The sequence below is a fragment of the Colwellia sp. MEBiC06753 genome, assembly GCF_053470325.1.
In genome coordinates, this window is sequence record NZ_JBQMTM010000005.1 from 50,247 (window position 1) to 76,646 (window position 26,400).

Below are 26,400 nucleotides of genomic sequence, written 5' to 3' on the forward strand. Positions count from 1 at the left end.
TTATGTTAGTCGTCACAATCCATTTTAAATGCTTTGTGACCTTTTTTACTGGCTTTGCCAATTTTACCCAGTGCCATTTTAGCAGAAGCTAGATCTTGTGCTGCAACCAACTCAGTAACTGCATCTTTTAACGAACTAATACCTTGTTGATAATCGTTAAATTGCGCTTGTTGTTCAGCGTTAAGTTCTTTTTTATCACTAATTGATAATGGAATGTATTGATCTGATTTTTCAACCTGAGCTAAAAGATCGGTTGCTGCAGCTGTTACTGCTGCGATATCACCAGATTTAACCGCGCCTTTAATTAGCTTCATTTGATCTTTCATATTGTCCATAACATCAGCTAACTCGGTTTTGCCACACATAGGGTGATTAGCAAAGCTTGGAGTAGAGAATGCGATGCAAGATACAAGTGCAGTGAGGATTACTTTTTTCATGGTTAAGCCTTTATCCTTGGTAATGATTTTGTTAATAAAATTTAGTTGTTGATATTAAGGAGCTTTTATAGCTAACGCAACGGATATTCATCGATACAAACGGTAAATAAACTTAGTTTTAGGTTATTTCAGCTTATTTTTTAAAGTGCGGTGGCGGTGTGGTTTAAATTATATTGTCATTAAACTGTCTTAAAGTTTACATCGTTTTGTCTAAATAGCTGCCTAAATTAGCAACTTAAACTGTTTCCATTCTTGGTGGGAGATTTCGCCTTAACCCTTATCAACACTATCTTTGCGTAGGGTCTGTAATCTGCTTGTCATCTTTCTTCAATAAAAAGTACATATTTCTAAAACATTTCTGTCATTTTTCCTCCGTAGCATGACCGCAATTTTATTCATACATGAAACACTGCGGAGCAGGTAATAAGATGCAATTAACAAATTTATTTAAAATAAGTGCAGTTTCAGCTGCCTTGGTATTAGCAGGCTGTGGCGGTGACATTAAGTTGTCATCAAATGTTGATAATTCAGTTGGTGATACCATTATCAATAACCCAGCACCGGTTGATCCAACCCCAGGTGTAGAGCTACCAGGTATTCCTTCTTCTTCACTATCTGCTGAAGTAAGTGCAGCGGTTGGTTTTGATGTGCAAGTTCAAGTTATTAGTGGTGAGATCACGGAAGACACAACGCTTGAAAGTAGCGATGGTACTAAACCAGTATTTTATGCGTTAAGTGGCGGCGTAGAAGTTACGGCTGGCTCAACCTTAACTGTTGACGAAGGTGCGGTATTATTTGGTCAATCTGGTAGCGATTACTTAGTTGTTCATCGCGATGCCAAAATTATGGCTGAGGGCTCTAAAAACGCACCAATTATTTTCACTTCATTGCAAGATGTAAAAGGTGAAGAAACATCTGCTGGTCAATGGGGGGGGATTGTCATTCTTGGTAATGCATCATCAAACAAATGTCCATCAGACGGCTCAGACTGTGCGCTTCAAGTAGAAGGTGTTGCAGAAGGTGCGGTATTTGGCGGTACGGATTGGGACGATAACTCAGGTGTACTTAAGTACGTAGTTGTTAAATATGCAGGTTATGAAATTGCACCAGATAACGAATTAAACGGTATTACTTTCGGCGGCGTAGGTGCGGGCACTACTGTTGATTATATTCAAGTTCACGCTAACGCTGATGATGGTGTTGAGTTCTTTGGTGGTGCTGTTGATATCAAGCACTTAGTGTTAACTGGTAACCAAGACGACAGCATAGACTGGGATAACGGTTTCCGCGGTCGCCTGCAACACGTTTTCGTACAACATGCAGCAAATGCTGGTGAAGCAAACCGTGCAATTGAAGCGGATAACGACGGTTCAACTCCAGATAAAGATCCAATGTCTAACCCAACAATTGCCAACATGACAATTATTGGTAACAACTTCGATACCGCAGATCAAGACTCTGAAGGTATCTACTTACGCGAAGGTACCTCAACAAGCATTTACAACACAGTGGTGACTGGCCCAGAAGAAATGGGTGAGTGTTTAGAGTTTGAAGCAGGTCAAACAGTAACTAACGCTGAATCAGGCATGATTGTGTTCCAAAATACAACTATGGCTTGTACTAACGGTGAAAACTTCAAAAATGCTGGCGATTTTGATTTAGCTGCATGGTTTAGTGCAGAACCAACTAACATGATCAGCACATCAATTTTAATTGACGAAAAGGGTGTGCCAAGCGCGCAATCACCATTACTTGGTGCGGGTCAAGACGTAGCAGCAGTAGACACTTGGTTTGATACTACAGATTACCAAGGTGCATTTGATGGCAAGTCTGACTGGCGTGACGGTTGGGCATTTGGTTTTGGTGGCGGTGTAATTACTGCGCCTGCTGAAGCTGAAGGTTGCCCGACAGGTACATCAGCAATCGCTCCGGTAAATGGCAAAACAACGTGTGAAATCTCAGGTACGATTACTGCTGATCTAACTTTAACTTCTGGTAACTTATATGCGCTTGACGGCCCAGTATTTGTGGGTAACGACAAAGCAAACTCTGCAACATTAACAATTGAAGCGGGTACCACAATTTTTGGTCGCTCTGGTGGTGATTACTTAGTGGTTAGCCGTGACTCAAAAATTGAAGCATTAGGCTCAGCATCTAAGCCAATTACCTTCACTTCTAGCCAAGATATTAACGGTGAAGTCACTGGCGCTGGCCAATGGGGCGGTATGGTATTACTAGGTAATGCACCATCAAACAAATGTCCTTCTGACGGCAGTGACTGTGCACTTCAAGTTGAAGGTGTAGAAGAAGGTGCAGTATTTGGCGGCACTGATTGGGAAGATAGCTCAGGTACACTTCGTTACGTTGTTGTTAAGCACGCTGGTTACGAAATTGCCCCAGATAATGAATTAAACGGTATCACTTTCGGTGGTGTTGGTTCAGGTACTACGGTTGAATACATCCAAGTGCATGAAAATGCTGATGATGGTGTTGAGTTCTTCGGTGGTGCAGTTAACGCAAAATATGTCGTATTAACGTCTAACCAAGATGACTCTGTAGATTGGGATAACGGCTTCCGCGGCAACATGCAATATGTGTTAGTGGTGCAAGATCCAAACGGTGGTCAAGCTAACCGTGCGATTGAAGCGGACAACGATGGTTCAAATCCGTCAAAAGACCCACAATCAAACCCAACAATTGCCAACATGACCATTATTGGTAATAGCTTCAAATCAGTTGATGCTGACTCTGAAGGTGTTTACTTACGTGAAGGTACGCGTGCTCAGTTACATAACTTTGTCGTAACAAACGCCGCTGGCGAATGTTTAGAACTTGAAGCGGGTGTAACAGTTGACCAAGCAATTGCTGGTGATACAGCCATTACTAACTCAGTGTTTGCTTGTGGCGAAAACTTCAAGAGCCAAGATAGCTCAACAGGTTCATTTGACCTAATGGATTGGGTGTTAAACATTAACACGAATAATTCAACTGCAGCGGGTATAGCTGATGTTGTTAACGGTATTTACACCATTGATTCGACAACGCCATATAGCTTCGGTAACCACCCATTCTTCGATAATGCTGACCATATTGGTGCGGTAAGCGAAGATAACGATTGGACGCAGGGTTGGACAGTAGGCTTAGAGTAGGTCTTACAACTTATTGCTAGTTAGCCCGTGGGCGAACTCAGAAGTACTCATTTACACTTGTAAACTCCGTGCTTCTTCATTGCCCACGAACTAACTAGCTTCAATTTGAAATACCTAAGCCTGATAGACATCAAGTGTTCATATCAGGCAAATCTAGTTCTACAAATAGTTCTACTTGAACTAGCCATTCCAAAGAGGTTTGAAATGAACACGAACAAAAAGCGTTTTGGATTATCAAGTTTAGCAATTGCCGTATTAACGGGCTTAACTGGTGTTCAAGCGATTGCCCAAGAAACTAACTCTTCACAAGCAACCGACGACGCCATTGAAGAAGTTGTGGTAAAAGTTAGTCGCTTAAAAGGTACAGCAAGTGCTGTGATTGAAGAGCGTAAAAACCAAGCGTTTGTTGCCGATATTTTAGGTGCTGAGCAAATTGCTAGAACAGGAGATAGTAATGCAGCAGCAGCGCTTCGCCGTGTAACGGGTTTAACGCTGGTAGATGGTAAGTTTATTTACGTTCGCGGTTTAGGTGAACGTTACTCAAGTACGCAATTAAATGGTGCGGCGGTACCATCGCCAGATCCAACGCGTACCGTTATTCCACTGGATTTATTCCCTTCGACTATTATTGAATCGTTGTCGGTACAAAAATCGTATTCACCATCAATGCCAGCGCATTTTGGCGGTGGTAATGTCGATATTCGATTAAAATCAATTCCTAGCCAATTTGTTTTTAATATGACTGGCAAGCTTGGTGGCAACTCTGATAACACCAGTGATGGCTTAAGCTATAACGGTGGCGATGATGATTGGTACGGTATTGATGATGGTACCCGTGAGGCGCCAAAAGCATTACGTACACTATGGAACAACTATGATGCGCTTAGCGATTTAAGCCAAGCGAATAATCGCGCGATAGCTGCCGATTTATACAAAGATTACGATCCAAAGTCTGAATCGGTTGATCCAGATGTGGGTCTTGCCATGAGTTTAGGTAACCGCTTTGAAGCTGACGATTTTCGTTACGGCTTTTTAACGGCAATGTCGTATGACAACGAATGGCAAGTATCGGACGAGTTTGAAGGCCAAGATTTTGCGCTGCAAGCTGATGACAGCTACAAACTAGTGCGCGGTTTTGATGATGTCCAATCAACTGAGCATTCAGTACGTTGGTCAGGTATGTTTAACTTTGGTGTAGAATACTTACGCGATCATAAAATTGATTTTAGCTCAACCATATTGCACGACACCCGTGACGAAATAAAAGATAAATTGGGTAACACCAATAACGTGTTATTAAGTGATGGTTTGCGTGTACGTGACGTTGATGTGACTTATGAAGAGCGTCAATTAATCGTTAACCAAGTACGTGGTAGTCATACCTTCCCACAACTTAATTTCTTAGGGGTTGATTGGAAGTATTCTGATGCCCGTTCTGAGCGTTACGCGCCGGGTAATATCTCAACACGTTTTATCTTAGCTGATAGCAATGAAGACGGTATTTTCGATATTGAAAATGACAGTTCATTGCGTAAAGCCACAACTGCATCACGTTACACTTTCCAAAAGTTACACGATAATGTTGAAAATGCGGGCATTAATCTCTCGTTACCACTAACGTTTGACAGCACTGAACTTGAGTTAAAAGCAGGTGCTGATTACATCGAAAAAACGCGTGATGCGTTTGCGCGACGTATTGATGTAAATACATTAGCATTTGATAACTTAGATTTAACCGGTCATCAATTAAATGATATTTTAAATAATGATGTCGTGTTAAATCATCCATTATCAGGTAGTGAGCAAGTTATTCGTGATACTTCAGTGGCAGGTGATGATTATTTATCCGCACAGAAAATTGATGCCTATTATTTTGAAGCAGATGCTTTCTTTAATAACACCTGGCGCATCAGTGGTGGTGTACGTTGGGAAGATTTCAGACAAGTGGTTGCACCATTAGACCCAGCAACAGGTCAGTTTGATATTCCAGCAAACCCTACCGAAGATGATTTAGCGGAATTAGCGTTTAAAGAAGACGACTACTATGGTGCATTAGCACTTACCTATATTGTTGATGAAACTATGCAATTTCGTGCGTCATATGGTGAAACTGCTATTCGCCCTGATATCCGCGAAGTTGCACCAGCCACTTATATCGACCCATTAACTGAATTCCCGATTGGTGGTACGCCGTCGGTACGCAGTACCCAAATTAAAAACTACGATTTACGTTGGGAATGGTATTTAGGCACAGGTGAAAACTTATCGGTAGGTTTATTCTACAAGGATATGATTGATCCGATTGAATCGGTACAATCGCCAGCACAAGATGGTCCACCGCTTATTCGTATCGCTAACGCGGAAGACGGTGAAGTCTGCGGTGTTGAAGTGGAATTCTTAAAAGATTTCGCGTTTCTTGGTGGCATGGGTAACGACTTTTTCTTATCAGGTAACGTAACCTTATCTGACTCAGAAATTAATATTGATACCCAAAAAGTCGTGGAACAAACTGGTGTTTCTGCGGCTATCACTAATGCAACACGTCGCATGACGGGACATTCAAAATACGTAGTGAACTTAAACTTAGGTTATGATCACCCTAATGGTAATCATAGTGCGACCTTAGCTTATAACGTGTTTGGTGACCGTATCATCATTCCTGGTATTGATGAGAAAGACGATGCCTACGAGCAGCCTTTCCATTCATTGGACTTTGTTTACACTTACTACCCAACGTTTGCGACAACGCTGAAGTTTAAAGTGCAAAATATGTTAGATGAAAAGAAAGAGCTGGAGTTTGACGATACTTTACTGCGCAGTGAAACTCGCGGTATTGGCTTTAAAGTTTCATTTAAATGGGATTTTGATTAATCAAAGCGAATATTGATTAATTAGAGACTAAATGAAAAGGCGACTTAGGTCGCCTTTTTTGTGCGTTTTAGTTTTGATTTATTATTTATTGATTAGTTAATTCTTGATTTACTAATTTTTGATGTACTATTTTTTGAATTTGTTAAGGCTTGTCTAGTTTAGCTATTAGCTTTTTTCAACATAGGAAACATTTCACCGCTGGGGACTTTTGCCATGGCATTTTTAAATGACGGGCGGCTTTTAATCTGTTCAAGCCAGCGTTGAATATTAGGGTAAGCCGATAAATCAACTCCAGTGTAGTCCACTGTTTCAAAATAGGCATAGGTGATAGTGTCAGCAATAGTGGGTTTATCGCCAACAATAAACTCACCTTTAGCCAACTGATTTTCTAATACCGGTAATTGCTGTGCTAAAAAGCTATTGGCTTCATCCAGCGCTGCTTGATCAGGGGCACCACCAGAAAATAATGCTTTAATTTGCGTTTCAAAAAATACCACGGTTAACCAGCGACCGATATGCAGTGCAGCAAAATCAACCCATTGATTAATCGCCGCACGTTCGGTAGGGCTGTCGCCATATAAGACATTGTTATTTTGCTCAGCAATTAGTCGACAAATGGTATTGCTTTCGAAAAAATGCTGTCCGTCAATTTCAACCGTTGGCACCTTACCTAGCGGGTGACGTAATAAATGCTCAGGGCTTTTGTGCTCACCTTGAGTTAAATCCAATAAATTTAATTGATAAGGCTGACCGGCTTCTTCGGCAGTGAGTAATACTTTGGTTAAATTAAAGGTTGGAAAACTGTGGATGATCATAGTGGAGTCCTTGTCTTTTTGTTCACAGGTATTGGTTCACAGGTATTAGTTCATAAAGTTGTCATGTTGATCATAGATAATAATCACCACAATGCTATGCAATTTATCAGCAAAACCAAGACTATTTTGTAGCAAGTTATTACCAATAAACCTATTGCAAAATACGGCTAATAGTTAGCGATTAATCTGCGAACTATTTGTGACATTTATTTGAGAACGGTAAGAAAAACGTCACTTTTTTGTAATTTAATAAACTTGAAATATTAGCGAAACATATTTGTCACATTAAAGCCCTAAAATTTGCCCCATCTTTTTATTACGGTGCTACTGCTTTTGCTTTTAATTTTATATATAGCAAAGCCAGTACCGTTAATTTATTGACTAAAGGTTAATTTATGAAATTGTCAAAACTCGCGCAGGCTAGCCTGTTCGTTGGTGTAGTAAGTTTAGGCATGACGGGGCTGGCTGCAAATGCATTCGCTCAAGATGCAGCACAGTTAGATAAAGTCGTTCAAGCAGGCCAAGAGATCAACCAATCGGCCAGTAAATCACAACAAAAAATTGATAAAATTGCTGATCAAATCCAATCAAAGCTTCAACAGTTCAAAGCAGTTAACAAGGAAATTGACGGTTTAACGGTTTATAACGGCCAAATGCAAAAGCAGATTGATAACCAGTTGGCTGAACTTGTGCAACTGGGTAACTCAATGGAGCAAGTGAGCATTATTGAACGTCAAATTTCACCATTAATGGCGCGCATGATTGATACCTTATCGGCGTTTGTTGCGCTTGATGTGCCATTTCTTCCAGAAGAACGTTCTACACGTGTAGCACAATTAAAAGCCATGATGGAACGCGCTGATATTGCTACTTCTGAAAAATTCCGTCGTGTAATGGAAGCCTATCAAGTAGAAGTTGACTACGGTCGCACCATTGAAGCTTACAGCGATATGTTAACGCTAAATGGTGTTGAAATGGACGTTGATTTTTTACGTATTGGTCGTGTGGCGTTTATCTATCAAACACGTGACGGTTCGCGTTTAGGTTCATGGAATAGCGAAACTAAATCTTGGGAAGACTTAGATGCAAGTTACCGCACAGATATCAACAAAGCCCTTCGCATTGCTCGCAAACAACTAGCACCAGACTTAGTTGTTGTGCCAGTAAACGTATCAGAATAATTTTGGAGCGGTTTAACGTGACTATTATCAAAAAACATTTATCAAGTTTATTCGCTGCCATTACTTTAACTTCTACGGCAGTATTTGCTCAGCAAGCCGCTGATTTAGACCAATTACTTCAGCAATTAGCTCAAGGTAAAGTAGCGCAATCTAAGCAAAACCAAGCGCGTGAAGCAGACTTTATCGCACGTAAATCTGAGCAAGATGCATTATTAGCGCAAGCGATTAATGCCCGTGATAATGAAATTAACTTAAGCACGAAACTTGAAGCTAATTTTCAAGACAACGAAGTAGACATCGCTAATAAACAAGACGCGCTAAATAAGCGTTTAGGTGAATTAAAAGAGTTATTTGGTGTGTTGCAGCAAGTGGCTGGCGATACCAAAAGTAAGTTTCAAAATTCAGTAATTTCAGCACAAATTCCAGGTCGTGAAGCGTTCTTAGATGAGTTTGCTCAATCAATGGGTTCCAGCTCTAAATTAGCGTCAATTGAAGAAATTGAAAAAATCTGGTTTGAATTACAACGTGAAATGACCGAAAGCGCGAAAATCGCTAAGTTCGATCGTGAAGTGGTTTTAGCAGACGGCTCTAAGCAAAATGCAACCGTGACTCGTGTTGGTAACTTTAACTTAGTGGCTAACGGCAAATATCTAGAATTTATCAGTGAAACCGGTAGTGTCGCTGAGTTAATTCGCCAGCCGTCAGGTCGTTACTTAGGTACTGCTGAAACCATGACCAATACCCAAAATGGTCAAGTGGCATTTGCTTTAGATCCAACCGGTGGTTCAATTTTAAGCTTATTAGTACAAGCGCCAAGCACCCAAGAGCGAGTTGACCAAGGTGGTCCAGTTGGTTATGTAATTTTAGCCATTGGTTTAATTGGTTTATTAATTGCGATTGAACGTTTTGTTGCACTTTATTTAGTGGGTAACAAGGTTAATCGCCAATTGAAAAATGCAACGCCTACCAACGATAACCCATTAGGCCGTGTGTTAATGGTGAAAGACGAAGCAAAAAATGCGGATTTAGAAACGCTTGAACTCAAACTTTCTGAGCGCATTTTAAAAGAAGTGCCGCAATTAACGTCACGCCTAACCATTATTAAGATTATCTCAGTGGTAGCGCCGCTTATCGGTCTATTAGGTACAGTTACCGGTATGATCAACACCTTCCAAGCAATTACGCTATTCGGTACTGGTGACCCTAAATTAATGGCAGGTGGTATTTCACAAGCGCTGGTAACAACAGTTTTAGGCTTAGTAGTGGCCATTCCTATGGTGTTTATCTCAACCATGCTAGCAACGCGTAGCCGCGGCATTATCAATGTATTGCAACAACAAAGCGCGGGCATTGTTGCAGAGCGCGCAGAACAAGGAGCGTAATCATGGTTGTATTCATCGAAATGATGAATAGTATCAGCGCATTCCTTGATACCGGTGGTCAAGTATTGACTGTGATCGCCGGTGTTATCTGCCTAATGTGGTTACTGATTTTTGAACGTGTGTACTTTTTCTTAAGAAGCTACAACAAGATCAAACAACAAGTGATCAGCCAATGGCAGCAAAGAACGGATAAAAAGTCGTGGAACGCTGAACATATTCGTATCGCGCAAGTGTCTCGATTAACTGAAATGCTCAATCAAAATGTTGCCCTTATCCAAAGTTTAGTAGTGCTTTGTCCGTTACTTGGACTGTTAGGCACAGTAACCGGGATGATTGAAGTATTCGATGTAATGGCAATTTCTGGCAGCGGTAATGCTCGTTCAATGGCATCGGGTGTATCGCGCGCCACTATTCCAACCATGGCTGGTATGGTCGGCTCGTTATCTGGGGTATTTGTTGTTACTTGGTTACAGCGTAAAACCAAACGCCGCACTGAGCAGCTAGAAGATTCACTATTAATGGATTAAGTGTTGGTTATTGAATTCCAACAAGTTTAAGCCATAGACATGATTTAAGTTTTTAAAAGGAGAGCAAGATGCGTTCTCAATTAGCAAAAGTTTTACAAGAGCAAGAAGAAGCGGAAGAAATAAACATGACGCCAATGCTGGATGTTGTATTTATTTTACTTATTTTCTTCATCGTTACCGCGTCATTTGTTAAAGAAGCCGGTATTGAAGTAAATCGCCCAGAAGCGGCAACTGCCGTGAAAAAAGAGCGCGCTAATATTTTAGTAGCGATCAGCGACAAGGGCGAGATTTGGATCAACAAACGTCGTGTCGATGTGCGTGCTGTACAAGCAAACATCGAACGCTTAAAAGCTGAAAATCCGCAGGGGACTGTAGTGATTCAGGCTGATAAAAAAGCCACCACTGACGTGCTAATCAAAGTGATGGACTCAGCACGTGCTGCTGGCGTATTTGATGTTTCGATTGCAGCGCAAGAGGCATAAGCATGACTGATTCAGCCAAACGTTATGCATTAGCGCTAGTGCTTGCCGTAAGTGTGACGTTTGTATTGCTGTGGAGCATGCAAATGTTAATCACTGGTGGTAAGAATGCGTTAACCGAACCGCCACGCGGTAATGTCTTAGATTTCATTCGATTGAAAAAAGACGAAACCGTGCAAAAGAAAGAGCGCAAGCCGCAAAAGCCACCTAAGCCGCAAACGCCACCGCCGCAAATGCAGCAACCGCAAATGCAGCAGGCTAACCCGAATGCTGATGCCGTAAGTACCTCTTTTAGCGCTGATATTGCTGCCGATACAGGCCTTGCTGGTGGCTTAAGTTTAGACAGCGGTGATGGCGATTACTTACCGATTGTTAAAGTTGCGCCAATTTATCCGCGCCGCGCACAATCTCGTGGTATTGAAGGTTACGTGATCGTTGAATTTACCGTGAATAAAAATGGCGCGGTCATCAACCCTGTGGTTGTTGAAGCTGAGCCTGCGGATATTTTTGATCGTGCTGCAATTGATGCAGCATTGAAATTTAAATATAAGCCGCGAGTGGTGGACGGTGTGGCAACAGAAGTTGCTGGCGTTCAAAACAAAATAACTTTCCAAATTGATGGCTAGGAGCGAGTAATGACTAAATCAAAATTTATCATGTCGATACTGGCAGCAGGCGTACTTTATGGTGCGCCTGCCATGCTAAGCGATGAGCTGTTTGGCAATCAAGCGTATGCCCAAGAACTGGCTAAGCAACCAGCTAAACGCACATCTGTACAAGTACCTGCTATGCGTAATCGTGTTTACACGCAGTTGGCCAGAGCACAGCAACTGGCAGATGGTGGTGACAAGCAAGCGGGCTTTGACGTATTAAATGACGTTAAACAGCGTATAGATCAGCTAAATAGCTATGAACAAGCCATGTTATGGAACTTCTATGGCTTTATGCATTACGGTAATGATGATATTGAAAATGCCATTGCTAGTTTTGAAAATGTTATCGCTCAAGAAGCGATCCCAGATAGCTTATATTTATCAACTGTATTTTCATTGGCTCAGCTGGCCATGCAGCAGCAAGACTACCAAAAAGCCTTAGGCTTTTTGAAACAGTGGCAGGTAAACAATGATAAGCCATTGCAGGCCAACCAGCATTTATTGTTTGCCCAAATTTATTACCAGGATAAGCAATATCAACTAACGGTTGATCATGTTAATGCTGCGATTGATTTAGCTAAAACTGAAAATCAACAGCCAAAAGAAAACTGGTTGATACTGCAACGCGCCGCGTACTATGAATTAAAGCAACCTGAAAACGTCACGAAAGTGATGGAGCAGCTAGTTAAGCTTTACCAAAAGCCTGAATACTGGATCCAACTTGCTGGTATGTACGGCGAAATTGGTCAAGAGAAGAAGCAGCTAGGGGCGATGGAAACTGCTTGGCAAGCGGGCTATGTTACTAAAGAAAGTGATATTGTGATGCTAGCGCAGTTGTATTTATTTAATCAGTTGCCTTATAAAGCGGCCAAGTTATTAGATGATACCATTGCCAAAGGCAATGTTGTTGCTGATGAAAAACGCATTCAGTTAATGGCGCAAGCTTATGTCATGGCAAAAGAAGATGCTAAAGCGATCCCTGTATTGTTCAAAGGCGCTGAAATCGCTGAAATCGCTGAAAACGGTAAGTTTGATGAGCAATTAGCTCAAGCTTACTTAAATACTGAAAAGTGGCAACAGTCTATTGCATCAGCGAAGAAAGCGTTAAGCAGAGGCGGTATTGATAGCTTTGGCAACATGTACTTAGCAATAGGTATGGCGTATTTCAACCTTCAAGACTTTGAACAATCACTAGTGGCTTTTGAAAGCGCGCAAGCTTATTCAAAAGTAGCAAAAGCAGCTAAACAATGGGCGGCTTATGTGAAGAAAGAGCAAGACTATCAACAGCAATTAGCAATGAATTAAGTCTTAATTAAAAGTGCAATAATCAAAAAAGCCGCTATTCGCGGCTTTTTTGTTTTTGAAGCAGAAACATCCTTAAATTCAGCTGACATTTGACGGGTGCAAACGTATTCATTAGTTCGGCTTTATTACTTTTACCCAAGATTTTCATAAGTATATTAAACCAATGTTAGTCGTCGTGTTATTTAATAACAAATTTAAGTTGTTGTATCTATTATAAATATTATCAATATGTGCATCTTGTGTAATTTTATTACGCAACAATAAGGGTTTTGTAGCGTAAAATGACCATAAATGTAATTTTATTACTAAATATATTTACATTAGAGTTTAGACTCTATATACTAGCCAGCAATTAGAGATTACTTATTTTTGCTTATTTACTGAGGTGAACCATGAAAACTTTATTTGCTGCTGCACTAACTATTGCTGTGTCTTTTACCGCGAATGCTAACGTTAACAACGTAAAGTTTCGTGCACTTGACCAGTCAGCAGAAACACAAATTTGTATTGCCGCTGCACAAGGCGGAATTGATGCTGCTAAAACTGCGGCAAATGAATTAGGTTTAAATTTTAATACTGTTAAGCGCCATACTGTTTGCAATAACCAGCCTATTAGCCAGTTCGCAGCTAAGTTCTTAACTGAGACCGCTGTTGAAGCATCTGTGAAGCCGACAATTGTTAAATTTGTTGCAGCTGACAACGCACCTGCATCGCAGATTTGTAAAGAAGCTGTGGTTAACGGTTTATCATCTGTTAAAGGCCTGCGCGGCAACATTAACGATATTTACTGTAATGGTGAAATCATCTCTCGTTTCGTTCGTAAGAACAAAGCGTAATAGTTTCTAGCTCTCCCCCCAACTAAAGAGCTTTCTAGCCTCGCCACTTTGGCGGGGCTTTTTTTTGTTTGCAAATTAAAGTCATTTAGCTGCTATAAATGATATTTTTTAACCTATACCTTTTGTGACATATTCCAATTTTTATGCTGTGGCTGAGGGGTAAAGACCAGTTACCGCTATTTAATCAAGAGAATCTTACTGTTACAGATAAAACTGGTAAACCAGTGTCGGTGTTTTCATCAATAAATAGCGATAAATTAACCAAAAAAAAATGTGATTTTTTTATGAAAAAATCATTGCAAAAACAGAGGTCAATATTTTAATGGGGTCGATTATGTTATCCACAGAAAATGTGGAAAGTTAACAAGTGCGATTTTCTGTGGATAACTTTGTGATCAAATTGCCATAGCAAAGGCGCTTCAATTGTTACATTTAAATCTATGTACTTATGATCAGTAGTTTGTTTAACAAAGAATCAAGAAAGAAAAATTTGGATCGTTAAATAAAAGCGGCAGGTGCAATTAGTCAGGTAAAAGGTAATTTTTACTAAAGGAGAAGGCTACAGCCCTTTATTCATTAGGGCTGTGGGATACAAAGTGTTCAGGCATAATACGAACGGTTTTGATCATATTATCGCTAACGTCGACGATCTCGACGGGATAACCGGCGATCCTTACGCTTAAGCTTGACTGTGGGATATCTTCTAAATATTCGATAATCAAGCCATTCAAGGTCTTAGGGCCATCTGTGGGTAAATCCCACGACATCTCTTTATTTATGTCTCGAATTGAGGCGCTACCGTCAATTAAATAAGAGCCATCTGGCTGCGGATGAACCTCTTCAGAAGTGGCTGGTGCCATTGTTGTGGTAAAGTCGCCGACAATCTCTTCTAAGATGTCTTCCAGTGTGACTAAACCTTGAATATCACCGTATTCATCAACTACTAAACCTAAGCGCTCTTTAGCGTGCTGGAATTTCAGTAATTGCACGTTAAGTGGTGTTCCTTCCGGAATAAAATATAATTCGCGAACCGCTCTTAAAAGCGTGGCTTTGGTAAATTGGTTTTTAGACAGTAAACGCAAAGCATCGCGCACATGAATGTAGCCTACTACGTCATCAATATTGTCACGATACAACAATACTCGTGTGTGAGTAGATTGTGTAAGCTGTCGTTGAATTTTCTTCCAGTCATTATTGATATCAATACCGACTAGTTCATTGCGCGGGATCATAATGTCTTCAACCGTGACATTTTCTAAATCTAAAATGCCTACCAACATGTTTTGATCGCGCTCTGCCAGTAAAGCACTGGATTCATTAACCACAGTACGCAATTCTTCAGTACTTAGGCTATGTTGCTCGCGCTGCTCGGAACTAATGCGCAACATTTTTAAAAAGCCATTTGTGATCCAGTTCACCATCACCACTAGTGGGTACAGAGCATAAAGCAGAATGCTTAGTAAAATTGAGCTTGGGAAGGCAACCTTTTCAGGATATAACGCGGCTAAGGTTTTTGGCGTTACTTCGGCAAAAATTAACACCACTAAGGTAAGAGCAAACGTTGCGTAGACCACGCCTACATCACCATATAAACGAATACCAATAATCGTAGCAATGGCTGATGCGGCAATATTAACTAAGTTGTTACCAATTAAAATCAGGCCAATTAAACGATCAGGGCGGCTGAGTAATTTACTGACTCGCTTAGCACCACGATGCTTTTGTTTTTCAAGATGTTTTAACCGGTAACGGTTAATTGACATCATGCCTGTTTCTGAGCCGGAAAAATAAGCTGAAATAAGTAGAAGTATGCCTAATATGATAAATAGCACACTGGTTGAAATGCTGTCCAAAAAGGGGTCCTTTTAACTAAACCTTTAAATGTAAATCTAAAAGCTAATCTTAGACTTACGTTATACCTTAAAACTTAATGTAAGAGAAATTCTTTCACAAATCGACTGCCAAAATATGACAAAGTCAGCAATATTGTGGCAATTATGGTTAATACTTGCACTTTATGTCCGCGCCAACCTTGCTTGTAATGTCCCCAAAGTATAGTGACATAAATAGATAAGGCGAATAATGATAATACCGTTTTGTGGGCATTAGCTTTGGTAAACAAGTTCTCTAAAAAGATAAAGCCAGTAATCTCTGTTGCTGCTAGGGCAAATGTACCGACAGCTAATACAGTAAATAATTGACGCTCAACCAGCATTAATGGTGGTAAGTGGCTAACTGCTATCAAGTTTTTAGACTTTAATTTCATATTGATATATGACACTTGAAAGCTGTATAACAGACCAATAATCAATACGCAGTACGCCAATAACGATAAGGTAATGTGGCTTAAAATAGCGAGGTTGGTAATAGCAAGCGGTCGTAATGCTGCTTCAGGTACAAGTAAAGTAATCAATAACCAAATACCAGCAAAGCCATAGACGGTTGGTTGTAATAAATTGAGCTTATATTTAACCGCAAAAGTGGTGATGATCATGGCGATCAGCAAGCTCACTAATGTAACGACATTCGGTAAATTAAAATTAATAAATTCATTGGTATATAAATGAGACGCCGTTGCCAAGCTATGGGCTAGTATGGCAACACAGGCACATAACATTACGATAACTTGGTTTGGTCCTTTGACATCAAACAGTTTTGATAAAATCGCTGTTGTCGCTATACCATAAAAAATGGCGGCAATTAACGTACTAATAGTAATTAAATCCACTATTTATCCTATAGTGCTGAGTTTACGCATGCGTGTTGAAAATCAGGCTCAGTTTATCAGATATATTTGTTAACGCCATGTTTGCAAACTATTAATTGAATATTTTCTGGCGAATGGGTTTGATGCTGGCAACAGTTAAAGTAATTGCAGCCAATGCACTTAGCCAAACCGGTAATAGCTCGTGACTATGTGCCATTTGATTGGCAATACTGATCCCGTAATGAGTAAGCAAGGCATCCAACAACAAGCCAAAGAAAATGGCGCAGCTATTTATGCCGATTAAATATCTGATTAATACTGCCGTTCCCATTTCATTTTTAATCACGCCTAAGGTCGAAATATTGGTGGCAGGTCCTGACATCATAAACACTAAGGCTGTACCTGGCGACAGGCCAGCTAAAATAAAACCTGCGGCAATAGGCGTTGATGCGGTGGCGCAAATATACATAGGCACAGAAATTAAAATCATTACTAACATCGCGCCAATACCACTGCCATAGCTAGTTAAGAACTCCGTTGGAATAAAGGTTTTAACTAAGGTCGCGAAAATTAAGCCAACGAGTAACCACTTAATGAGATCGTCAATTAATTGGGTTAATGCGTACTGAATTCCTTGGCGAGACTTTTCAATAAACGACGTTTGTTTGGTTTCAACACTTGATTTACTGGCGCAGCAACTGGTTTTTACCGGCTCTTGTTCTGGTGCGGTTTCAGAAGCAATAGTAGCCTTTGAAGAAATCGTTGGATCTGCTGCTTTGCTTGCACAACAAGAAGACTGCTTATTTTCTGAAACGGTGTTTTTGGCTTCTGTATTTTTTGTTGCAGTATCGTCAATGGATTTAAGTTTTTCTGCAGGAATAGTTTTAACTAATAAACCAGTAACAATTGCCGAGGTAATCGCTGCGATAGGGCGGTACACTGCCATAATAGGGCCCAACATGGCATAAGAAACACTAATAGAGTCGACGCCAGTTTCAGGTGTAGCCACTAAAAATGAAGCGGTGGCAGGAGATGAGGCGCCACTACGTCTTAATTCGGTTGCCACCGGAATTACTCCACATGAACACAAAGGTAGTGGTGCGCCGATAAGTGCAGCTTTTACAATGGCCTGATTGCCACTACCTAAATGCTTGGCTAATAACTGCTTGGGCAACCAAGCTTTCATTAAGCCCGCTATTAACAGGCCAAGTAATAGCCAAGGGCTGGCTTCTAAGGTCAGTTGAATAAAATTATTGAATAATAAACTTGTGGTTTCCACATCAACCCCAATATCTGCAAGCAACAACACGCTAATCATACCTGTTATTTAATGCGTTATCGAACTGGTTTTTGCTTGGATCTATTATTTGAGCATTTTATTTAACCGATGAACGCGTATAATGACGGGCAGTATTATTTCTTAACCCAAGTTAGAGACTTTCATGTTTGAGAATCTTTCCGATCGTTTAACTAAAACGCTTAAAAATATCAGTGGCCGTGGGCGCTTAACCGAAGACAATATCAAAGATACTTTACGCGAAGTCAGAATGGCTTTACTTGAAGCTGATGTTGCCTTGCCTGTTATTCGTGAATTTATTGCCAAAGTCAAAGAGCGTGCAGTGGGTCAGGAAGTCTCGAAAAGTTTAAGCCCAGGGCAAGTATTCGTTAAAATTGTGCGCACCGAACTTGAAGCGGCAATGGGTGAAGTTAATGAGGCGCTTGATTTAAAAGCAACACCGCCAGCCGTAGTATTAATGGCCGGTTTACAAGGTGCGGGTAAAACTACCTCTGTTGCCAAGCTTTCTAAGTTCTTAAAAGATCGTGAAAAGAAAAAGGTCTTAGTTGTTAGTGCTGACGTTTATCGTCCTGCGGCAATTAAACAACTTGAAACGCTAGCGGCGGAAGTTAACGTTGAATTTTTCCCAAGTGATATTTCGCAAAAGCCAATTGATATTGCCAATGCTGCTATTGATCACGCTAAGAAGCATTTCTTTGATGTGGTGATTGTTGATACTGCGGGTCGCTTACATGTCGACGAAGATATGATGGGGGAAATTCAAGCGCTACATGCGGCAATTAACCCGGTTGAAACGTTATTTACCGTTGATGCGATGACAGGTCAAGATGCTGCAAACACAGCCAAAGCATTTAATGATGCTCTGCCTTTAACAGGTGTGGTATTGACCAAAACTGATGGTGATGCCCGAGGCGGTGCTGCGCTTTCTATTCGTCATATTACCGGTAAGCCGATCAAGTTTATTGGTGTCGGTGAAAAAACTGATGCCTTAGAACCATTCCACCCTGATCGCATTGCATCGCGTATCTTAGGCATGGGTGATGTGCTTTCCTTAATTGAAGAAGTTGAGCAAAAAGTAGATAAAGCCAAAGCCGAAAAATTAGCGAAAAAAGTAAAAGCGGGTAAAGGCTTTGACTTAGAAGATTTTCGTGAGCAACTAGTACAAATGAAAAGCATGGGCGGCATGATGGGGTTAATGGACAAGTTGCCGGGCATGGGCAATATGTCTGAGCAAATCAAAGGTCAGATGGACGATAAAATTACCGTTCGAATGGAAGCGATTATTAATTCAATGACGCCAGCAGAGCGTCAGCGCCCAGAAATTATCAAAGGTTCACGTAAACGTAGAATTGCCGCTGGTTCGGGTACCCAAATTCAAGACGTCAATAAGCTATTAAAGCAATTTACCCAAATGCAGAAAATGATGAAGAAAATGTCAGGTAAAGGCGGTCTTCAGAAAATGATGCGTGGTATGAAAGGTATGATGCCACCAGGTGGCATGGGCGGCTTTGGCCGTTAGTACTTTGTATGTAGCGTACTTTGTAGATAACTAGATGAAAACTGTAATAAAACGTAATTTTGGCAACGAAATTACGTTTTTTTGTTTTAGCGCAATACTTAATTAAAGCGACATCACTATAGTTGCAACCACTATTTCATACTCTTTATTTATTGGGAGTGAACTATGGTTGAAAAGCAAATAATAAGTCAGGCTGAATTAGACAGCTTACTACATATAAATGACTTTATTGAGCAAGCTAAAGCAGACTCATTAATCAGTGAAATTAAACAGGCTATTTTAAACTCTGGCAAACTTGAGTTACGTCAGTGGCAAGCGCTACGTAATCAAATTAGAGAAATTGAAGAATTCATCCCTCATATTGACCTGATCATCAAACTAAAAAAAGAAAGCGAATATAAAAATATCAATTACTGCCTTGTTTAAAAGTTAGTCTCGCAAACTTAGATATCACTTGCAATATCAGTGAAAAAGCGTAGAATACGCGAGCTTTTCTGTCTGTGTGTCAAAAGCACTGTACGGAAAGTGTCTGGAAATTTTGTTTAACATTAAATATATAGAGGACGGTATGGTTACCATTCGTTTAGCTCGTGGCGGCGCGAAAAAGCGTCCATTCTATCAGGTTGTTGTTGCAGATAGCCGTAATTCTCGTGACGGTCGTTTCATCGAGAAATTAGGTTTCTTCAACCCTTCAGCACAAGGTCAAGCGGAAAAGTTACGCTTAGACTTAGACCGTGTTAACCATTGGGTTGCACAAGGTGCTGGTTTATCTGATCGTGTGGCTAAGTTAGTTAAAGACGCGCAAGCGGCTGCTTAATTAAGTTAGTAGTTTTAGGACGTAGGTGAAACAATGAGCGAAAAAATCCTCCTAGGTAAAGTAGGCGCTGTTTACGGCATCAAAGGTTGGGTAAAAATTCATTCTTTTACTGAAGAGCCTGAAGCGATTTTTGACTATTCACCTTGGTCGTTAAAATTAGGTGATAAAGAACAATCTGCAGAAATTGTTGATTGGCGCAAACATAATAACGGGTTAATTGCCAAGTTAGCTCATATTGATGATCGTGACCAAGCACAGCGCTTGGTAAGTTCTGAAATATTAGTTGATGAAACGTTATTGCCAGAATTGCCGGAAGGTGAGTTTTACTGGCGAGACCTTATTGGAATGACTGTTGTTACTGACAAAGGCTATAGCCTTGGGGAAGTAACCGATATTATGGAAACTGGCGCTAACGACGTGTTGGTTGTAAAAGCGAATCGAAATGATGGTTTTGGTAAGAAAGAACGGTTAATTCCGTATATTTTTGACCAAGTAATTGTTTCGGTAAGCAATGAAAATAAACAAATTTGTGTTGACTGGGACCCAGGTTTTTAATCTGTGATGAGCAGCAAAATGTGGATAGGTGTTATTAGCCTTTTTCCTGAAATGTTTGATGCAATTACAGAATACGGGGTGACAGGCCGAGCGATTCGTCAGGGGTTAATTGAATTTCATAAGTGGAATCCAAGAGACTTTACCCATGATAAACATCGTACCGTTGACGACCGACCTTATGGCGGCGGACCGGGCATGTTAATGATGGTGCAACCCTTACGAGATGCTATTCATGCAGCAAAAGCGCAAGCAGCGGCAGATGGCAGAAACGCTAAGGTGATTTATTTATCACCGCAAGGCCGGAAGTTGAACCAAGTTGGTGTGAGTGAACTTGCTCAAGATAACTGCCTAATATTCGTAGCAGGCCGTTATGAAGGAATAGACGAGCGGATCATTGAGTCAGATATTGACGAAGAATGGTCGGTTGGTGACTACATATTAACCGGTGGCGAATTGCCAGCAATGAATATGATAGATGCCATAGCACGCTTTGTTCCTGGTGTACTTGGACATGAACAATCTGCCGAGCAAGACTCGTTTGCAGAGGGTTTACTAGATTGTCCTCATTACACCCGCCCTGAGGTACTAGATGCTGATTCCGCTGAGGAAAAAGCAGTGCCTAGGGTGTTATTGAGTGGTAATCACGAACATATAAGACAATGGCGTCAATTTCAGTCACTTGAGAGAACATGGCTCAGGCGACCAGAACTTTTAACTGACCTAGCTCTGACGGCAGAGCAAGCTGAGATGCTTGAAAAAATTAAGCAAAAAGCTGCTGACCGTGAATCCTAGGAAGAGGTAATTATGAGTAATATTATTAAGGCTCTTGAACAAGAGCAAATGAAGACTGACGTTCCTGCGTTCGCGCAAGGTGACACAGTAGTTGTACAAGTTAAAGTAAAAGAAGGTGATAAAGAGCGTCTTCAAGCGTTTGAAGGTGTTGTTATCGCTATTAAAAACCGCGGTTTACACTCAGCTTTCACTGTTCGTAAAATTTCAAACGGTGTAGGTGTTGAGCGTGTATTCCAGACACATAGCCCATTAGTAGACTCTATTGCAGTTAAACGCCGCGGTGATGTTCGTCAATCTAAACTTTACTACTTACGCGAGCGTTCAGGTCGCAGCGCACGTATCAAAGAGAAGTTGGCGAAAAAGTAATTTTTACACTTGTAAAAAAGTTTTACTTTTATACCCCAGAAAAAGCCCGAGCAATGCTCGGGCTTTTTGTTTGGCGTAACCTATCCGTAACCTATCGGTAACCTAATACAGTATCTATTCATTTAGCTGTGCAGCCTCAACTTTTATCCACTTTATGTGGCCTTTTTTGTATTTGTCTGTAGTTTTAGGGTCAGAGTGAGCAGCACGTTTTTGAGGATCTACACCATTTTGTGAATAATTAAAAATAGATAAAGATCTAATTTCATGGAATGTAGGCCTTTGTTCTTTTTCTAATTCGTTATAAAGCTCAAGCATATCCCTCAATTTTGAGAAGCCTTCAGAAATATCTGCTTTTCTTACTTGAGTTTCGTGTGTGATTCCTTTGGCGAGCTTTTGTGTTTTCCTAATCTTTTTTCTATGAACTATGTATGGTGAATCGATCTTGTCTAATTTTGAATCTTCTATGATTTTTTTAATTTCATCGGTAATAGGAATTACAACTCTTGATGCTTCGTGCTTTTTTACTTTTTCTCGGTGTACGTAAATTTCTCCATAAACTCGAAGTTCAGAGCCATGATCTATTTCAGGTTTATCGAACCAGATACACATGTTCGAGCTACACAACCAAGTATGATTCTCTTACACAATTAAGCATGGCGCGCTCCATAACAAACGCTTTTGCCTTTACTGGATCTGCGGCTGTAGCCATAAACATGGCTTGTCGCTGAGCTTGGATATCGGTATCGGTTGATTCCATTAACTTTTTATTGGCAATGGTGTGCTCTTGAACAAATTTCACTGCAAGATCTTTGCGTTGGCGATTATACAGCTCAAACAATGGAATATGATCTTTGCCATTTTTGATAATGTCAGTTAATTTTTCCGCTAAGTTATAAGCATCATGCAAACCACCATTCATGCCCATACCACCGAGCGGGTTATTTAAATGACATGAATCACCGGCTAATACCGCTCGACCATTAAAATAGCTTTCGGCAACACGTTGATGAACGTTATATAAAGTACGGTGATCAATTTGATAATCGCCGTCTTTCGAATGCAAGTGCTGAAGTCGCTCTTGAATATATTCATCACTTAAATAGGTTTGTAATTGTGCTTCGCTGGCATTTTCAGCGGTTGGCCACAGTACGCGCCATTTTTTGTCTGTGCGCAAAATAACACACCATTCATCAGGATCTGAGACATAGTTCACATAAGAAAAATTGTCGAACACTTGCTCAAACGGGAAGTCGGTACTGGCAACAAGAAACTTTTCATCGTATGTAAAACCACCAAATTCAATGCCTGCGCCTTTTCTAACCACACTTGACGCGCCTTCGCAGCCAACAATAAAACTACCGGCAATGGTTTTCTCACCTTGTGGTGTCTTAACAGTGGCAGTAACGCCGTCATCCGTTTGCGAAAAAGCGACTAACTCGTGTTCGAACAAGTGTTGAACACATGGATATTGTTTGAGTTTGTCAGCAACAATATAGGTCATTTCATATTGCTCAAGTTGTAGACGGAATGGGAACTTGGTTTCATCGGCGATCACCGACATATCAAATTCTGCCACTTCACCGGTTTTTCTATCGCGATACTGGTATTTATCAACAATCAAGCCTTTATCGATCATCGCTTGAGCGACACCAAGCTCATCGAGCATTTCTATTGATGGTGGGTGAAAGGTTGAAGCACGTAAATCTATTGGCAGTTTTGCTTCTTTTTCTAACAGGACAACGGCAATATCATGTTGCGCCAAATAAAGCGCAAGTAATGAACCAGCAGGGCCTGAGCCTGCAATAATAACGGGAGCACAAGACTGCGACATAAGAGCTTTTCCTATTGTTTATGATTATTCTGAATATGTTCGATAATATTGTTACACGCCATAACATCAGCATATTTGGCGTGCATATCATGTAAGTTTGCGGCGTGAGCTGCTAAATTTCGGTCACCAACGGCTTCTTTGGCAACCACAACAGGGTAATCATGCTGTAGGCCATCGACGACTGTCGCCCTAACGCAACCGCTAGTCGTTAGGCCGGTGATAACTAACGAGTCAGCGTTAACCGCTAGCAACTGCTGAGCGAGATCTGTGGCAAAAAAAGCACTGGCCCAGCGTTTTTCTATAATTACTTCCCCGTCTTCAGGGGCTAATCTTTGATCAACCTTGACCCAATAAGAATCTGGTGTCAGCAGATTTAACGCATCAATTTTGGCGCGAAATACTTTTGCTTGTGATGACGATGTATAAACGACAGTGGTGAAAAAAACGGGCAGACTATGCTCTCTAAATACTGCTAACAATGATTGATTGGCAGCAACTACCTCTGGGCAGTCAGTACCTAATGGACATTCACTGCTGGTAAAGCCGTTGATCATATCAACTAGAATTAACGCGGGTCGTTTGCCTAAACCAATTGATTTGCGTGCTAAATCCATATCAACCTCAAAATTCTTTAATTAACTGTGCTACTTCACCAGCGTGGGTTTCACAAACATAGGTTGAACTATCGCCAATTTCTGCTTTATAGCCATCAGCTAATAAAGCAAGGGTATCATCAACAAAAGGCTGTAACACATCGCGATTGCCGGCAAAGACCAATGTTGGGCAATGAATGGTTGTTAAGCGTTTGGCAAAGTCGTGTTCAGCCACCGCTTGATATGCTTTACGGTAGTTATCGCCGAGTGCTAATGCCGTTATGGTTTCACGCAGTGTTAGTGTCAGTTCAATATTTGGGTCTTTTGCGCGAATTTTTTGCCAATAACGCTGTAGAAACTCGCCTTGCTCATCAAGGCTGTTATCAACAACACTTGCAGGTAATGACTGTTTTAATGGCTCTGGTAACAGCGTTGGCCCTGATAAAATTAGCTTATTAACTAATTGTGGCGCTAACGCCGTAAGTTCTACCGCTACCGCAGCGCCACTGTGATGACCAAATACCCTAGCTTGTTCAATCCCGAGGGCGGTTAAAGTCTGTAACACAGAATCTGCGTACAGGTTAATGCTGTGCTCTACTTTTTCTGAAATCAGATCACTTTGGCCAAAACCAATAAAATCAGGGGCAATACAATAAAAGTCGTCTGCTAGTAACGACATCATCGAACGAAACATTTCGCCCGTGCTTGGCGTTTGATGCAGTAGCACTAAGGACGGATTTTCAACATTACCAGCGGCTAAATAATGAATTTGGCCATAAGCTGTTTGTTGATAATGTTTGCTGATCTTCGCGTTCATGTTACAAGCTTTCGTTAACTTCAATACTGACCCATTTTACGTCAGTAAACTCTTCGGTTGAGTAAGCGCCACCGCTGCGGCCAATACCTGACAACTTGCTGCCACCAATAGGGGCGAGGGCGTTTGATTGGAATGAGTGCATACCAATGTGTACCGAACCTGCGTTAATTTCTTTCGCCGCTTGCATCGCCCAATTTATGTTTTTGGTTAACACACATGACGATAAACCAAACTGTGAATCGTTAGCGATAGCGATGGCTTGTGATAAATCTTGAGATTTAACCACATTGGTTAATGGCCCGAATGACTCATCACACCAAGCACTGGCGCTACTTGGAGTATTTAATAATACCGTTGGTTGGAAAACTAAACTTGCGGTGCCGTCAGGGTAGGGGATCGGTTTACCACCCGTTAGCAGCTGAGCACCTTCACTGATGGCATGGTCAATATGCCGGCTAATTTTATCAACCGCTTGTCGGTTAATGAGTGGCCCATAAACGGTATTAGCATCTCGAAGTGGCCCTATCGCTAGGTTTTCTGCAATGGTTTTTAACGCCGCGATAAATTCATCATAAATGGCTTCATCAACAATCACCCGGCTATTAGCCATACAAATTTGTCCACCATGGGTAAAAATCCCTTGGGCAACTATTGCGGCGGCTTTTTGTGGGTCTACATCTTTGCAAACAATGGCCGCGCTTTTGCCACCTAACTCAAGTTGTGCTTTAACCATGCGTTTCATGGCAACCGCGCCAATATGAATGCCGGTTTGTGTTGAGCCAGTAAGGGCAATGCAATCAACATCCTCATGCTCCACGAGCGGTGCGCCACATTCTACGCCAAAGCCAGTAACTACATTGACCGCAGCAGCAGGGATGCCAGCTTCAACCAATATTTTGGCAAACTCGATAGCAATGACAGGTGTTTGCTCAGACGGTTTAATCACCACGCTATTGCCAGCGGCAAGTGGAAATGCCGCCATTTTTGTGAGCAATGATAACGGTGCATTGTAAGGTGAAACTACCGCTACAACCCCAAGAGGATGACGAAAAACCATAGATAAGCGATCAGGTCTGTCATTGGGAAAGGTTTGACCATACAAACGACGCGATTCACCGGCAGCAGTGCGCAATAAATCTACCGTGTACTTTATTTCAAAGATCGCTTTGGTAATGGTTGAACCGCTTTCATCAATAAGAATATCTAACAGGCGCAGCTCACCTTCGCGTTCAACGATATCAGCTGCTTTTAGTAACGCCGCTTCTCTGGCATTTGGCGCTAACGCAGACCAAGTTTGATAGCCTGCTTTTGCTGAGGCAATTGCCAGCCCTACATCGGCGGCATTGGCTTGGGCAGCTTTGGCATAAAGTTGTTCATCTGCAGGGCTTAAAACATCAAAATATTGCTGAGTCGATGGTGATATATCTTGCCCGTTAATAAAAAGCTCGGTTGTTTTCATTAGCATTCTCTT

General features: G+C 41.1%; 25 protein-coding genes. 15 read left to right on the top strand and 10 right to left on the bottom strand.

What is annotated here, in order from left to right; genetic code table 11:
- Positions 1–5: 5 nt before the first annotated feature.
- Positions 6–437: a cytochrome b562 gene (locus ACOB82_RS05710; RefSeq protein ID WP_448211980.1), complete on the bottom strand. Its 432-nt coding sequence runs from the start codon at positions 435–437 to the stop codon at positions 6–8.
- A 428-nt stretch (positions 438–865) separates the two neighbouring features.
- On the opposite strand from ACOB82_RS05710, the gene ACOB82_RS05715 reads away from it, so the two are divergent.
- Together ACOB82_RS05715 and ACOB82_RS05720 are read left to right on the top strand one after the other, a co-directional pair.
- On the top strand, positions 866–3,586 hold the full coding sequence (locus ACOB82_RS05715) for a hypothetical protein (RefSeq protein ID WP_448211981.1): 2,721 nt from the start codon (positions 866–868) through the stop codon (positions 3,584–3,586).
- Positions 3,587–3,790: 204 nt separating this feature from the next.
- On the top strand, positions 3,791–6,457 hold the full coding sequence (locus tag ACOB82_RS05720; RefSeq protein WP_448211982.1) for a TonB-dependent receptor domain-containing protein: 2,667 nt from the start codon (positions 3,791–3,793) through the stop codon (positions 6,455–6,457).
- A 158-nt stretch (positions 6,458–6,615) separates the two neighbouring features.
- Here the strand turns inward: ACOB82_RS05720 and ACOB82_RS05725 are convergent, their stop codons facing one another.
- Positions 6,616–7,272, bottom strand: coding sequence for a glutathione S-transferase family protein (locus ACOB82_RS05725; RefSeq protein ID WP_448211983.1), 657 nt, complete (start codon positions 7,270–7,272; stop codon positions 6,616–6,618).
- Positions 7,273–7,667: 395 nt separating this feature from the next.
- Here ACOB82_RS05725 and ACOB82_RS05730 point away from each other — a divergent pair, with 395 nt between their 5' ends.
- From ACOB82_RS05730 to ACOB82_RS05760, 7 genes are all read left to right on the top strand, one after another.
- The gene (locus tag ACOB82_RS05730) at positions 7,668–8,453 is read left to right on the top strand and encodes a DUF3450 domain-containing protein (RefSeq protein ID WP_448211984.1); all 786 of its coding nucleotides are present in this window, start codon (positions 7,668–7,670) and stop codon (positions 8,451–8,453) included.
- A gap of 17 nt (positions 8,454–8,470) precedes the next feature.
- Positions 8,471–9,835 carry a MotA/TolQ/ExbB proton channel family protein gene (locus ACOB82_RS05735; RefSeq protein ID WP_448211985.1) on the top strand — a complete coding sequence of 455 codons (1,365 nt, stop codon included), beginning with the start codon at positions 8,471–8,473 and terminating at the stop codon, positions 9,833–9,835.
- A gap of 2 nt (positions 9,836–9,837) precedes the next feature.
- A complete protein-coding gene (locus ACOB82_RS05740) occupies positions 9,838–10,362 on the top strand; it encodes a MotA/TolQ/ExbB proton channel family protein (RefSeq protein WP_448211986.1) in 525 nt (174 codons plus the stop codon).
- A gap of 68 nt (positions 10,363–10,430) precedes the next feature.
- Complete coding sequence (locus tag ACOB82_RS05745) at positions 10,431–10,844, top strand: ExbD/TolR family protein (protein WP_386030015.1); 414 nt, start codon at positions 10,431–10,433, stop codon at positions 10,842–10,844.
- Positions 10,845–10,846: 2 nt separating this feature from the next.
- On the top strand, positions 10,847–11,467 hold the full coding sequence (locus ACOB82_RS05750; RefSeq protein ID WP_448211987.1) for an energy transducer TonB: 621 nt from the start codon (positions 10,847–10,849) through the stop codon (positions 11,465–11,467).
- A 9-nt stretch (positions 11,468–11,476) separates the two neighbouring features.
- A complete protein-coding gene (locus tag ACOB82_RS05755; RefSeq protein ID WP_448211988.1) occupies positions 11,477–12,799 on the top strand; it encodes a tetratricopeptide repeat protein in 1,323 nt (440 codons plus the stop codon).
- A gap of 392 nt (positions 12,800–13,191) precedes the next feature.
- On the top strand, positions 13,192–13,635 hold the full coding sequence (locus ACOB82_RS05760) for a hypothetical protein (RefSeq protein WP_448211989.1): 444 nt from the start codon (positions 13,192–13,194) through the stop codon (positions 13,633–13,635).
- A gap of 569 nt (positions 13,636–14,204) precedes the next feature.
- Here the strand turns inward: ACOB82_RS05760 and ACOB82_RS05765 are convergent.
- The 3 genes from ACOB82_RS05765 to ACOB82_RS05775 form a co-directional block, all read right to left on the bottom strand.
- A complete protein-coding gene (locus tag ACOB82_RS05765; RefSeq protein ID WP_448211990.1) occupies positions 14,205–15,488 on the bottom strand; it encodes an HlyC/CorC family transporter in 1,284 nt (427 codons plus the stop codon).
- 74 nt (positions 15,489–15,562) lie between these two features.
- On the bottom strand, positions 15,563–16,363 hold the full coding sequence (locus ACOB82_RS05770; RefSeq protein WP_448211991.1) for a cytochrome C assembly family protein: 801 nt from the start codon (positions 16,361–16,363) through the stop codon (positions 15,563–15,565).
- A 91-nt stretch (positions 16,364–16,454) separates the two neighbouring features.
- The gene (locus tag ACOB82_RS05775) at positions 16,455–17,660 is read right to left on the bottom strand and encodes an SO_0444 family Cu/Zn efflux transporter (RefSeq protein ID WP_448211992.1); all 1,206 of its coding nucleotides are present in this window, start codon (positions 17,658–17,660) and stop codon (positions 16,455–16,457) included.
- A gap of 124 nt (positions 17,661–17,784) precedes the next feature.
- Here ACOB82_RS05775 and ffh point away from each other — a divergent pair, with 124 nt between their 5' ends.
- The 6 genes from ffh (at position 17,785) to rplS (ending at position 21,688) form a co-directional block, all read left to right on the top strand.
- Positions 17,785–19,158: a signal recognition particle protein gene (ffh, locus tag ACOB82_RS05780; RefSeq protein ID WP_448211993.1), complete on the top strand. Its 1,374-nt coding sequence runs from the start codon at positions 17,785–17,787 to the stop codon at positions 19,156–19,158.
- A gap of 165 nt (positions 19,159–19,323) precedes the next feature.
- The gene (locus ACOB82_RS05785) at positions 19,324–19,584 is read left to right on the top strand and encodes a hypothetical protein (RefSeq protein ID WP_448211994.1); all 261 of its coding nucleotides are present in this window, start codon (positions 19,324–19,326) and stop codon (positions 19,582–19,584) included.
- Between the two features lie 142 nt (positions 19,585–19,726).
- The gene (gene rpsP / locus ACOB82_RS05790) at positions 19,727–19,975 is read left to right on the top strand and encodes a 30S ribosomal protein S16 (RefSeq protein ID WP_448211995.1); all 249 of its coding nucleotides are present in this window, start codon (positions 19,727–19,729) and stop codon (positions 19,973–19,975) included.
- 33 nt (positions 19,976–20,008) lie between these two features.
- Entirely contained in the window at positions 20,009–20,530 is a 522-nt protein-coding gene (gene rimM / locus ACOB82_RS05795) for a ribosome maturation factor RimM (protein WP_448211996.1), read from the top strand.
- 18 nt (positions 20,531–20,548) lie between these two features.
- Positions 20,549–21,322, top strand: coding sequence for a tRNA (guanosine(37)-N1)-methyltransferase TrmD (gene trmD / locus ACOB82_RS05800; RefSeq protein ID WP_448212106.1), 774 nt, complete (start codon positions 20,549–20,551; stop codon positions 21,320–21,322).
- 12 nt (positions 21,323–21,334) lie between these two features.
- The gene (rplS, locus tag ACOB82_RS05805; protein ID WP_116007002.1) at positions 21,335–21,688 is read left to right on the top strand and encodes a 50S ribosomal protein L19; all 354 of its coding nucleotides are present in this window, start codon (positions 21,335–21,337) and stop codon (positions 21,686–21,688) included.
- Positions 21,689–21,802: 114 nt separating this feature from the next.
- On the opposite strand, the gene ACOB82_RS05810 is transcribed toward rplS, so the two are convergent.
- From ACOB82_RS05810 to ACOB82_RS05830, 5 genes are read right to left on the bottom strand one after another with little or no spacing between them, the layout of a single operon-like run.
- A complete protein-coding gene (locus ACOB82_RS05810) occupies positions 21,803–22,297 on the bottom strand; it encodes a hypothetical protein (RefSeq protein WP_448211997.1) in 495 nt (164 codons plus the stop codon).
- Positions 22,298–22,304: 7 nt separating this feature from the next.
- Positions 22,305–23,519, bottom strand: a complete 1,215-nt coding sequence (locus ACOB82_RS05815) for an FAD-dependent oxidoreductase (protein ID WP_448211998.1) — start codon at positions 23,517–23,519, stop codon at positions 22,305–22,307.
- Positions 23,520–23,530: 11 nt separating this feature from the next.
- Complete coding sequence (locus ACOB82_RS05820) at positions 23,531–24,133, bottom strand: isochorismatase family protein (RefSeq protein WP_448211999.1); 603 nt, start codon at positions 24,131–24,133, stop codon at positions 23,531–23,533.
- Positions 24,134–24,140: 7 nt separating this feature from the next.
- Complete coding sequence (locus ACOB82_RS05825) at positions 24,141–24,929, bottom strand: alpha/beta fold hydrolase (RefSeq protein ID WP_448212000.1); 789 nt, start codon at positions 24,927–24,929, stop codon at positions 24,141–24,143.
- Between the two features lies 1 nt (position 24,930).
- A complete protein-coding gene (locus tag ACOB82_RS05830) occupies positions 24,931–26,388 on the bottom strand; it encodes an aldehyde dehydrogenase family protein (protein ID WP_448212001.1) in 1,458 nt (485 codons plus the stop codon).
- Between the last annotated feature and the right edge of the window lie 12 nt (positions 26,389–26,400).